Here is an 11,650-nt window from a genome sequence, read left to right on the forward strand (position 1 = left end):
GACACCGGAATGAACACATTTGACGTCATTGTTGTCGGCCTCGGGCCCGCTGGCGCTTCCGCAGCGCAAGCGATTGCCAAGGGCGGCGCGTCGGTTCTTGCCTTGGATCGCAAGGAAGCCGCTGGAACGCCGGTGCAGTGTGCCGAACTCATCCCGCAGCTGATCGCATCGGAAGCCGGCGACGTGCGCCGATCGCTTCGTCAGCGCGTCGCGGAGATGCTGACGTTCGTGGAAGACGAGGGCGGTGATCGCGTGCCGAATTTTCCCGGGCAGATGATCGATCGCGCGGACTTTGACGCCAAGCTGGTCGAGGACGCAATTGCTGCCGGCGCGACGTGTCGCTTCAAAACGATGGTGCGGGCGATCGACGATGCCGGGCTCATGATCACGAGCTCGAAAGATCGTTTGAAATCCCGCGTCATCATCGCGGCGGACGGACCGCGCTCGCTTGTTGGGCGCGCTGCCGGTTTCAGCAACACAGAGTTTGCGGAAACGCGGCAGATCACTGTCAAGCTGTGCGGTTCGTATGCGGCGACGGACATATTTTTGTCAGCCGAGATCGCGGGTGGATACGGCTGGCTTTTTCCGAAGGACGACATCGCGAACCTTGGCGTCGGCGTTGCCGCGGGATGCAAGGATCGTTTGAAGCCGCTTCTCAGTGCCCTTCATGACAAGCTCATCGAGCAGAAGCGTGTCGGCCGAAGCGTTCTGAAAGTTACAGGTGGCGCAATCCCGGTGGGCGGCATCCAGGGCCCAGTCGGACAGCTCGGTTCAACGCCGGTGCTGCTGGCGGGTGATGCTGCCGGGCTTACCAATCCGATTACGGGTGCGGGCATCAACGCCGCCGTTATTTCCGGAGCATTGGCAGGCGAGGCCGCGCTGAGATTCCTGGACGGCGATAAGTTTGCGCTGAACGATTATCGCGACGGGATCGAGGATCTTTTCAAGCCTGCGATCGACCGCGCGCTGGCACGGCGCAATCGATTGCAAACATTTTACGCGGCGGGTTTGCGTCCATGCCCGACCACGCTTCGAGAAACGTGGATTGCATACGACGCCTATTGGAGATCGTGAGATCGGTCGGGAAGAGGTCAGATGACGTGTTTAAAGCGAGAACTTGCTCTGCCATCTCGCGTTGGCGCGGGCGGCGCGGATTTCAATGCAGCAGAAGCGATGCAGCCGCGTGCGGCGCCGCTCATTCCGCGCGAGGCGAAGAACGGGGCGCGCGTAAAGCTCGCGAACGTTCCGCCGGAAGGCGTTTATCTGCCGAACAATAATCGGCTCGCGCCCCATATGCGCAGTCCTGAGTACGTTCAAATGTCGACGGCCGCGGCGATTACGCTTGGCGTCATGCCGGGCAAGATGCACGGATGCGGGTGTACGCGTTGTCTCAATCTGCTGCTGACATATCCTGAAGGGTGTCGGGCGAATTGCGCCTATTGCGGATTGGCGCGTCACCGCGAAGGTGATCGTGATTATGCGGACCGAAACTTCATCCGCGTCGATTGGCCGGCGGTGCCCATGGCGGAGATTATCGAGAAAGTCCACCGGGACGGCGAGAACACGCCCTTCCATAGAATGTGCATCTCGATGATCACGCATCCGAACTCGGATGCGGATACGATCACCGTGCTCAAGCAGTGGACGGACAAGATCGATCCTTCAACGGTTCCAGTATCGATCTTGTCGAATCCTACGACGATGACGCGCGATGACGTCAAGCGACTGCACGAGTTGGGTGCTGACATCTTCACCGTCGCAATCGACGGGGCAACGCCGGAAATTTTCGATCGGACGCGGGGCAAAGGCGTTCAGTCGCCGCACAGCTGGGAGACGTACTGGAGCAGGCTTCAGGATGCGCGCGATATTTTCGGCGATCAGAAGTTTGGGGCGCACATCATCATCGGTATGGGCGAAACAGAGCATGAAGCTCTGACGCTCATCCAGCAGCTCGTCGATATGGGCGGCCACAGTCACCTGTTCTGCTTCTTCCCGGAGAAGGGCTCGCTGATGGATCACCTGCCAGCGACGCCGCGCGATCAGTGGCGCAGGGTGCAACTCGCGCGTTATCTCATCGACTATCGCGGCGTGCGCGTCGAGCATATGCGCTTCGACGACGAAGGGCGCGTGATCGATTTCGGCATCCCGATGAGCGAAGTGAACTCAATCATCGATGAAGGAACGGCGTTTCGGACGTCGGGCTGCCCGGGCAAATTCAGAACGGATATTTCCGCCTGTGACCGGCCGTACGGCGACTCGCCGCCATCGAACATTGCAAGCTATCCGTTTCATCCGAAGGACGCGGATCTGCGCAAGATCCGTCATCAGCTGGCGATGGAAAAGCCCGGCGAAACCTACGTTCCCGGAGAAGAACTCGAGACGGGTGATCTCTCGTGAGTATAGGGCGGCGCGCATTCCGCGTGATCGATACGGGCGTTCGCGACGGGCGGCGGCAGATCGCATTCGATCAGGCCATGATCGATTTGCACCGGGAGGGTAAGGTTCGCGATAGCGTGCGCTTTTTGCGCTTTCAGCCGTGTGCTCTCGTCGGGCGGCATCAGTCGATCGGCAAGGAACTGAAGCTCGACTACTGCCGCGAGAACGGCATCGGGATCGTGCGACGTATCACTGGCGGCGGTGCAATTTATCTCGATCCGGGTCAGGTGGGTTGGGAGCTGGTCATTTCGCGAAAGCGCGTGCCGTTGCCGACGCTCCAGGATTACACGAAGGAAATCTGCGAGGCGGTTGCGAGCGGGCTTTCGCAGGCGTTTTCGATCGATGCCCGCTTTCGTCCGCGCAACGATATCGAGGTCGATGGCCGCAAGCTTTGCGGCACCGGCGGCTTCTTCGATGGCGATACGCTCTTTTATCAGGGCACGGTGCTCGTAGACGCGGACCCGGAACGTGTTCTGGCTTGCCTGAATGTTCCGGAAGAGAAACTCCGCAAACGAAATCTCGATAACGCATCCAATCGGCTCGTTACTCTCAAGCATCTTATGGGCGGTGTCGCGCCGGACATTGAGAGCATTCACGAAGCTATTCTGCGCGGCCTGTCGGAGCGATTCGGTATTGATTTCTCGTTTGAGCTGCCGAGCGACGACGAAGAAATACTGGCTGCGAAAATTCACGATGACGAGACCGGGACCGACGAGTTCGTCTATTCGATCGACGAGACGCCAGCTCAGGCGGACTGTGGTGCGGCAACGCTGAGCGGGCCAGGAGGCAGCATCACCGCGCTTGTCCGGCTCGAAGGGAAAGAGCAAACGCAGCGGATTCAGACGGTTCTCCTGACGGGAGACTTCTTCGTTGCGCCGCCGCGGATACTCTTGGATCTGGAAGCCAATCTGCGTGGCGTTCCGCTGGATAGCGTCAGCGGCGCGATCGATGAATTTTTCGCCGCGACCAGGCCGGAACTACTTTCGTTGGCGCCGGGCGACTTCAAAACCGTGGTTCACGCGGCTTTGCGGACGCTGAGGCCATGAAGCACGTCTCGGTCATTCAGCACACGCAGTCGGAGTGGCTGGGCCATATTGAAGATCATCTTGAAGCCCGTGGCGTTCGCTTCAGCTACATTCGGCCGTTCGTGAATGGCGGTAAATTTCCGAGCCCAACGGTACTCGGAGACGGCCTCATTCTTGTTGGCGGCGGAAGATGGGGCGCTTTGACCGCGGGTCATATTCTGCCGACGCTCGAGGAGGAAGTTCGTCTCGTTCGCGCGTGTTTGATGCTCGACAAACCGGTGCTTGCGATGGGAGTTGGTTCGCAGATTCTGAGCCTCGCCGGAGACGGGCAAGTTGAGGCTACTCCACTCGTCTTCAGAGCCGGAACGGCCACACGCGTGTGTGAGGATGCGCTCGAAGGCTTTATGCCGGCGACATTTCCCAACATTGTCTTCATGCGAGATCGTGCGTTGCCGCCGAATTACGCGAAAACGCTGGCTGTCGATGAAGACGGTGCGGTCGCAGCATTTCAAATCGGACGCAATGCGTTCGGTTTCTCCGGCCATCCCGGACTGCGGCGCGCGATGATGGAAGATCTCGTCATGGAGCTGGAAGATGTTCCAGACGGCGTCGCTGACAATCTTGAGACACTAGGCGCGTGGAACGCACGAATTGAAGATGCGCTCGTGCCAATCATGACCGGCCTCGTACGTTACACGGGCTGGATGACATGACTTCGCCGATCAATCGATCGCGATATATTTGAATAACTTTTCCAATTCGATGAACATATAGAAAAATGGAATATTCAAACATGCGAATGTAATATTGACTGGTTCTAAAGAGGAAGTTACACAAGAACTGAAGTGGCAAAACAACAAAAGCCACGCATATCGGGGAGGTGGCATTGGCCGAAAAACTTCTGATTGTTATGGCGAATACCGATCCGCGGAACGGCGAGGAGTTGGGCGCGCCGCTGTTTCAAGCTTCTGTCGCTGCAGCGATGGGCTACGACGTCGAGGTCATTTGCACAGCGACCGCCGGACGTCTGATGAAGAAGGGCGAAGCCGAAGCCCTGGTGGTGAAGCAAGGCTCGCCGAAGTCGGTTTATGAATTCATCAAAGACGCCCACGAAGCTGGCGTGAAATTTTTCTGCTGTTCTCCCAATCTCGATCTCTTCGACATGACCAAGGATGACCTCATTCCCGAATGCGCGGGAATCGTCGGAGGCGCCTACATGATTGAAGAAGTCATGGAAGGCGGCTGCAAAGTGCTTTCATACTGATTGAATTTTTCGGACGGCAGGGAAAATGGCGCATAGCGAAACATCGCGCGTTCAGGATTTTATCGGAGATCCGATCAGCGAAAAGCCTGTGGTCGATAGGGCTGAGCTCGAGTCCATCTTCAACGACATTCAGACCGATATGCGGTTCGACCACGAGTTGAACGGCTGTCTGAACTGTGGGATCTGCACCGCAACCTGCCCCGCCGCACACTACTATGATTTTTCCCCGCGCGAGATCGTCCAACTTCTTTGGACGGAAAATCTCGAAGGCATCTACGATGCGATGCAGGAAAAGATCTGGTCGTGCGCGCAGTGCTACACGTGCGCGGCGCGTTGTCCGTTCGGGAACTCGCCGGGCGGGTTGGTCATGTTGATGCGCGAAGTCGCGATCAAACACCAGATGCAGTCGGCAAAGGACGTGCTTCGTCCGTTCTCGCGCGTGATGCTCAAGCTGATTTCGACAGGCAATCAGCTGTCTCCGGACATGATCAATCCGCAGCACTTCGCGGATTGGGGGCCGAATATTTCGAAGGTCGATGCGCCGCTGAAGGTGTTGCGCAAGGCGATCCCGATGGCGACGCTCAATACGACCGACACCGCCTGGGAGGTCAATCTGAAGACCTCCGTCGAACTCTACACGATTTGGGAAATGAGCGGCGTCGTCAATCAGCTCGAGGGGATCGACGAAAATCTGTTCGATGTGATCAGCGATATCATGAGCGAAAAGCGGGAAGACTGGAAAGATTTCCTCGAGGATCAGGACGACTGACGACCCTCACAATATTGATGTGAAAGAATTTAGGGAGCCGAAACAAATGAAATCAACTGGCGAACCCGGTACAGTCGGCGAGAATGGCGAACGCTTTACGGGGCATGGATCCGAGTGGCGGCCGACACAGCTGTCCCCGACAGAAGCGCAGCTGGCGACAAGCTGGGTCGAACAGAAAATCGATCGGCGTTCGATGCTGACCTCGAAGGATCGCGTGCAAGATGTTCGCGATGCGATGTGGGAACTCGAAAAAGATGGACAGATCGTTGTTCATCGCATCACCGACGCGCACAAGCCGCGCATGGCCAAAACGCTTTACGGTTGGGATAAGAAAATTCCGACTAACCAGCTTTGGCATCACAAGAGCTGCGGGCAATGTGGCAACATCCCGGGCTATCCGGTTTCGCTGCTGTGGCTGCAGAATAAGCTCGGAATCTCCTATCTTGATGAGACGGATCAGACGAGCTGCACGGCCTGGAACTATCATGGTTCGGGCATCGGAAATATCGAGAGCCTTGCGGCCGTATTCCTGCGAAATTTCCATCAGGCGTATGTTTCGGCGAAAGCACTTGGACTGGATCCCGGGCATTTCTATCCGCTCGTTCACTGCGGCACGAGCTTCGGTAACTACAAGGAAGTGCGCCAGTATCTTCTGCTGTCGTCGAAGCTGCGCGAAAGCGTGACGAAGATCCTCGGCAAACTCGGGCGTCTCGTTGACGGCAAGCTGCTCATTCCGGAAGAGGTCGTTCACTATTCGGAATGGCTGCACGTCATGCGCCGTGACGTGCAAAACCATCAGGTGCTCGACTGTTCGAACATTCGGGCGACCATTCATCCCGCGTGCCACGTTTATAAAATGGTTCCGCAGGACGTGATCTATGACGACGAGGTTCTGGACGGCAATCGTGTCGCCGTTTCGACGGGCATCGTGCAGGCGCTCGGTGCCAACGTGATCGACTATAAGACGTGGTACGATTGCTGCGGATTTGGCTTCCGCCACATCATCTCGGAACGTGAATTCACTCGTTCGTTCGCGATTGACCGCAAGATCAAAGTCGCGGTTCAAGAGGCGAAGTCCGACGTCATGATTGGGCACGACACGGGCTGCATCACGACGCTCGATAAGAACCAGTGGATCTCGAAAGCAAAGGGTGGCGCTGGCTACGAACTGCCTGTCATGGCCGACTGTCAGTTCGCGGCTCTTGTTTGCGGCGCCGATCCTTATCGGATCGTTCAGACGCATTGGCATGCAAGTCCGATCGAGCAATTGCTCGAAAAGCTCGGGGTCGATTGGCAGGCGAAAAAGGCTGATTTCGAAGCCTACGTCGAGGGCATCAAGCAGGGCGCTACGCCCGAGCAGCTCTACGATCCGCGATTGAGAATTACGTCTGGTCCGGGCTTCCAGCCGATTCGCCGTGAAGTCATTCCGCCCCCGCCGGCGGAGTAGCTCGCGAAACGCGGAGCGCGCGTGGGCGCGCTTCGTCAGCATGCCGATTGTGTAAGAGGATGATATGAAGCCGATCCTGGTGGTTGGCGGCGGCCCTGCCGGCCTCGCCGCGACTCATGCGCTTGCCAATGTAGGCCAGCCTTCCGTGCTGGTTGAGAAGAGAGATCGCCTGGGCGGCGCACCGATTTTTTCGGGATACGCCAAGCTCGTGCCTTCGGGCCGGTGGGCGAATGAGGCGATCGGGGGGATGGTTTCGCGCATTGAAACCGACAGCCTCATCAGCATCAAGACGAACACGACAGTCGTGTCATTCGATGGGGATCCGAACAACTTCACGGCAAAGTTGTCGGACGGTACGTCGATCGATTGTGCGTCCGCGATCCTGACGACGGGCTTTTCACACTTCGATAGTGTGAACAAGCCGGAGTGGGGTTTCGGCATGTTCCCGGACGTCGTGACGACGACGCAGGTCGAGCAGATGATTTCGTCGGGAAAGGGCGTTCGATGTCTTTCGGATGGCCGCAAGCCCAAGCGCGTTGCAATCCTCTTGTGCGTCGGCTCGCGCGATCGGCAGATCGGCCGGGAATGGTGCTCCAAGATCTGCTGCACCGTTTCGGCCAATCTCGCGATGGAAATTCGCGAAGAGCTGCCCGATTGCCATGTCTACATCTACTACATGGATATCCGCACGTTCGGTCATTACGAGTCGGACTACTACTGGCGGTCGCAAGAGGAATTCAAAGTCAAGTACATCAAGGCGCGTATTGCCGAGGTGACGAGTGACGGCAAGCAGCTGATCGTCAAAGGTGAGGACACGCTCGTCAAGCGGCCGATCACCATTCCGTTCGACATGGTGGTGCATGCGATCGGTATGGACCCGAACGTCGACAACATGACGATCTCCGCCATTTTCGGCGTTGAACTGCACAAGCATGGATATATCGCGAGAAAGGACACTTACGGCTTGATGGGCGCTACGTCCCGGCCCGGCGTGTTCGTTGCAGGTTCCGCGATCGGCCCGGAAACAATTGATGACTCCATCGCGCAGGCCAATGCAGCCGCGATGAGCGCGCTCTCGCTCGGTCGCAGCATCCCGAGGGAGGCGGCCGAGTAGAGCTATGGTGCTCAGCGTAGCAACCAATACTCCGGAAAGCCTATCTCGACCGTCGCTTGAACTGTCGGGTGAGAAGCTGCGCTTGGCGGTGGATGCTCTTGTCCATGCCTGCGAGGAGATTGGAGGCATCGAACGCTTCGCAGCCGCCGTGCAATTGAAGTCGGATGTGTTTCGCGAGCGTCTGGCGGCGGGCGCTGCCGAGCGTTTGGAGCTGACGGCGTTCGATGAATTGACGCCGTTGATGGCGACCGTGCGGACGCGCATCGGAAAGCAGATCGAGCAGCAGGGGTGGAACAAGATCCGCAGCGCCATAGCGGAGCTTCTCGCGGACGCGCACGTTCCGGACACGGGCGACGCGCGCATCGCGCGATTTTGCAAGCATTTTCCGGTCGGCAAAGATACGCGCTTCGTGAGGGATTTTGCATCGGAGCTGTTGCACAACGTCTATCCGGAACTCTATCCGCTGATGAGCCGCTGGGTATGGGACGCCAAGGTCAATACGGGCGTGCTCAGAGAGATTTGGCATGCGGAGAATGTCGATCACGTCGTAATCGATATTCCGGACAACCAATCGACGTTTCTGTGCCTGCGCGAAGAGCTCAGCCAGTTTCTCTCTGGATACGGAATTTTTCGCGACATGCTTTGGTATGTCGATCTTCTGTGCGCGCAAATTTACGGCGATTACATCAACGCACAGGGCGGGTCTTATCTGCGATCCGATTTTTCGAGCGCTCCGAATCCGTTGGAGCAGACCCGCCGAATTCTGGGCCTCGATCGCGTCGGGCGCTCGCCAGACCGCGGCAACGTCATCGATGCGGTCACGCATCCTCTCGCGATCAAGCATATTCATTAGGAACTGGGCCGCATGCCGATCCATGAAAAATCGCTAATCCGTCCCGAGAACCTCAAGGTTCACGAGACACTCGCAATCGATGGCATCGACGTCTCCGGTCATTGGTCGACGTTTATCGAGACGCGCGTCGTTCCGGACTATAACGAGAATCTGGAACTTGAAATTGCGGCCTTTCCGGGCGGTTCAAAAATTCACCGCTGCTTCCAATGCGGTTCGTGCACGAACGCCTGCACGATTAACGCGATCGAGCCGCGCTTCAATCCGCGCTACTGGATCTATCTCATCCGCATGGGGATGGAGCAGGAGCTGCTGCGCGACAAGGACATCATCTGGCAGTGCGTCTCGTGCCACAAATGTACGAACATCTGCCCGCGAAGCGTCGAACCCGAAGGCGTCATGAAAGCGACGGCGCTTTGGCTTGAAGATAAAGGCTACGTGCCGAAATCGCCGGCGCATGTGTTCGATGAGGAGTTTTCGCGCCAGGTTATCGAGCGCGGCAAGATCGAGGACACCGAGGTCCTTCACAAGTTCCTGAGCAAGACCAAGCAGCCTCTCGTCCAGGATTGGCTTGTTGCGATCATGTGGGGCATCGCGCGCAGGCTTCCCGTCAAGTGGGGAATCAAGACGGCGCTGGCGCAGGTCTTCAAACCGAAAGCACGCCGCTGGAAGAACGTTCGCTCGGCCATCTCCGACTACATCTACGAGGAAGATGAGATGCGCCGGCAAAAGCTGCAGACGATCGCCGCGGTTCGAACATCGCAAACGCCGCAAACTCATCTCGAAGCTGCGGAATAAGCATCCAGCGCAAATCGGAAACAAGAAAAACAAAAGGTAATCGGAACTATGGTCGACGTGACAGACAAGATCATGAAGTACCGCGACGTGGCCTACTATTCCGGTTGCGCGCTCGAGGGCTCCGCCAACGGTTATGATGTGTCGACGCGCGCTGTCGCGAAATCGTTGGGCCTGCGCATCAAGGATGTGACGGATTGGAACTGCTGCGGAGCCATGGAGGTCAAGAATATCGACCCGGGGCTTCAAACCTATCTGTCGTCGCGGGTGCTATCAAACGCCGTCAATATCGATCACGCCAACGTCGTGATGGCGCCGTGCAATGGCTGCTACCACAACCTGAAAAAAGCCGAGTACGATCTCACGAACGATCCGAAGTCGAAAGAGACAGTTGACAGGCTGTCCGCGAAAGCCGGGCATGAGGCGTATCAGGCCGGGCAAGCGGAAACGATTCATGCTCTCGATTGGATCAAGGCGGCGATCGGCGAAGAGGGTTTGCGCAAGCGCACCAAGGGACGGCTCGCTGGCCTCAAGGTCGCAAACTACTATGGCTGCATGTACGTGCGCCCGAGGCACATCTTCCCCGAGAAGGACAAGGGCCCAGGCAGCGAAAGCACGTCGCGTCCGCATTTCATGGACGATCTGCTGGCGGCAGCTGGCGCGGAGAATGTCGAGTTCCCGTTGAAGACCGCGTGCTGTGGCGGAGCTCATACGCTGTCGGATTCCGATACGTCGACGAAGCTCGTGCTCAACATCCTGCAGGCGGCCGAAGCTTCTGGCGCTGATGTGATTGCAACGGAATGCCCGACGTGCCACTCGGGTCTCGAGATGCATCAGGTGCGAGCGGAAAAGCGCTTCGGCAAGAAGACGCGCATTACGATGCTCTATTTTACGCAGTTGCTTGGCCTGGCGTTGGGCATTGGTCCGCGCAGGCTCGGCATTCACACCAATATCTCGGATAGCACCGATCTGATCATCGACAAGCGTCTGACGTGACGGCGATGGGTGAGGGATCGGCACAAGCGGTCAAGGACCAGATGATCGCGCATCTTGCTCAGATCGAGGTGCGGATCGAGGAGATGGAGTCGTGTCTGGCTCAAGAGGCGCCGTCGCAGATCGCGGCCGATCTTCTCAGCTTGAGCGAGGAAGTTCTGCAGGTTTGGATATTGGCTCGCGGGCAAACGCCGACGTCGGACGCGAGAGAAGGTTTTCGCCTGCTGGCGCTCCATCGTCAGGGCGCGCGCGGCGATCCAAGTTTCAATGCTTGCCGCGAGACATGCCGCGAACTCGCGTATCACTACAACCTCATTCATGGCGAGCCGGAGCATCCGCACACGGCGGGTCGTCTTCGGTTGATGATCATGGTTGCCAAGCATCTTTGCCTCTTTGTTTCAGGCAAAATGCGAGTCGCCAGCCTCGGTCAGTTTTGCTGCGCGTCCAAGCCGCTGCGCGAAAACATGAGTTTGGAATGAAGCCCGAGTTTCATCATCAATATCGGAGTGAACTATGCCAGTCGTGAAGGGATGCAATCTACCCGACGAGCTTCTCTATGACGTCGACAACCACATCTGGTTCCAAGAGCAGCCTGATGGAAATGTAAAGCTCGGCATGACCATGGTCGCAACGGCGATGGCCGGGCAGCTCGTGGCATTCACGCCGAAGAAGGCGGGACGACAGGTCGAAGCCGGTAAAAGCTGCGCGACGGTCGAAAGCGGAAAATGGGTTGGACCGGCAAAAACCGCTGCTGCGGGCGCGGTTCTGGAGATCAACGATAGCCTTGTCAGCAATCCTCAGATCGCAAATCAGGATCCTTACGGGATAGGCTGGTTCATTATCCTGAAACCTGCGGATTGGTCGTCGGTCAAGCCGACGCTGACGCCGGGCGCTGAGGTTGCGGCCAAATACGAAGCCAAGATGGCGTCTGAAGGTTTCGCAGGTTGCGGCTGAGCT

Annotated in this window: 13 protein-coding genes; all 13 read left to right on the plus strand. The window is 57.6% G+C overall.

Going from position 1 to position 11,650, the window contains the following annotated elements; translation table 11 throughout:
- Nucleotides 1-9: 9 nt before the first annotated feature.
- The 13 genes from HDEN_RS03325 to HDEN_RS03385 all read left to right on the plus strand — a co-directional run bounded on the left by HDEN_RS03325 (nt 10) and on the right by HDEN_RS03385 (nt 11,647).
- Complete coding sequence (locus HDEN_RS03325) at nt 10-1,074, plus strand: geranylgeranyl reductase family protein (RefSeq protein ID WP_041921515.1); 1,065 nt, start codon at nt 10-12, stop codon at nt 1,072-1,074.
- Nucleotides 1,075-1,095: 21 nt separating this feature from the next.
- Nucleotides 1,096-2,397: a radical SAM protein gene (locus HDEN_RS03330; protein ID WP_013214722.1), complete on the plus strand. Its 1,302-nt coding sequence runs from the start codon at nt 1,096-1,098 to the stop codon at nt 2,395-2,397.
- A gap of 23 nt (nt 2,398-2,420) precedes the next feature.
- Entirely contained in the window at nt 2,421-3,482 is a 1,062-nt protein-coding gene (locus HDEN_RS03335; protein ID WP_081446217.1) for a lipoate--protein ligase family protein, read from the plus strand.
- Nucleotides 3,479-4,174 carry a type 1 glutamine amidotransferase family protein gene (locus HDEN_RS17680; protein WP_013214724.1) on the plus strand — a complete coding sequence of 232 codons (696 nt, stop codon included), beginning with the start codon at nt 3,479-3,481 and terminating at the stop codon, nt 4,172-4,174. Before HDEN_RS03335 ends, HDEN_RS17680 begins: the two co-directional genes overlap by 4 nt.
- A 167-nt stretch (nt 4,175-4,341) precedes the next feature.
- A complete protein-coding gene (locus HDEN_RS03345; RefSeq protein WP_245256712.1) occupies nt 4,342-4,725 on the plus strand; it encodes a DsrE family protein in 384 nt (127 codons plus the stop codon).
- Between the two features lie 25 nt (nt 4,726-4,750).
- On the plus strand, nt 4,751-5,494 hold the full coding sequence (locus HDEN_RS03350) for a 4Fe-4S dicluster domain-containing protein (protein WP_013214726.1): 744 nt from the start codon (nt 4,751-4,753) through the stop codon (nt 5,492-5,494).
- 46 nt (nt 5,495-5,540) lie between these two features.
- The gene (locus HDEN_RS03355) at nt 5,541-6,941 is read left to right on the plus strand and encodes a heterodisulfide reductase-related iron-sulfur binding cluster (RefSeq protein ID WP_013214727.1); all 1,401 of its coding nucleotides are present in this window, start codon (nt 5,541-5,543) and stop codon (nt 6,939-6,941) included.
- Nucleotides 6,942-7,005: 64 nt separating this feature from the next.
- The gene (locus HDEN_RS03360; RefSeq protein ID WP_013214728.1) at nt 7,006-8,055 is read left to right on the plus strand and encodes an FAD-dependent oxidoreductase; all 1,050 of its coding nucleotides are present in this window, start codon (nt 7,006-7,008) and stop codon (nt 8,053-8,055) included.
- A 4-nt stretch (nt 8,056-8,059) separates the two neighbouring features.
- Nucleotides 8,060-8,908 (plus strand): hypothetical protein, encoded by an 849-nt coding sequence (locus HDEN_RS03365; RefSeq protein WP_013214729.1) that lies wholly within the window; start codon nt 8,060-8,062, stop codon nt 8,906-8,908.
- A 12-nt stretch (nt 8,909-8,920) separates the two neighbouring features.
- Nucleotides 8,921-9,703 (plus strand): 4Fe-4S dicluster domain-containing protein, encoded by a 783-nt coding sequence (locus HDEN_RS03370; protein WP_013214730.1) that lies wholly within the window; start codon nt 8,921-8,923, stop codon nt 9,701-9,703.
- A 48-nt stretch (nt 9,704-9,751) separates the two neighbouring features.
- Nucleotides 9,752-10,696 carry a CoB--CoM heterodisulfide reductase iron-sulfur subunit B family protein gene (locus tag HDEN_RS03375; RefSeq protein ID WP_013214731.1) on the plus strand — a complete coding sequence of 315 codons (945 nt, stop codon included), beginning with the start codon at nt 9,752-9,754 and terminating at the stop codon, nt 10,694-10,696.
- A gap of 5 nt (nt 10,697-10,701) precedes the next feature.
- Entirely contained in the window at nt 10,702-11,172 is a 471-nt protein-coding gene (locus HDEN_RS03380) for a hypothetical protein (RefSeq protein WP_013214732.1), read from the plus strand.
- Nucleotides 11,173-11,206: 34 nt separating this feature from the next.
- On the plus strand, nt 11,207-11,647 hold the full coding sequence (locus HDEN_RS03385; RefSeq protein WP_013214733.1) for a biotin/lipoyl attachment domain-containing protein: 441 nt from the start codon (nt 11,207-11,209) through the stop codon (nt 11,645-11,647).
- Nucleotides 11,648-11,650: the final 3 nt, after the last annotated feature.

The sequence above is a fragment of the Hyphomicrobium denitrificans ATCC 51888 genome, from assembly GCF_000143145.1.
GTDB lineage: Bacteria > Pseudomonadota > Alphaproteobacteria > Rhizobiales > Hyphomicrobiaceae > Hyphomicrobium_B > Hyphomicrobium_B denitrificans.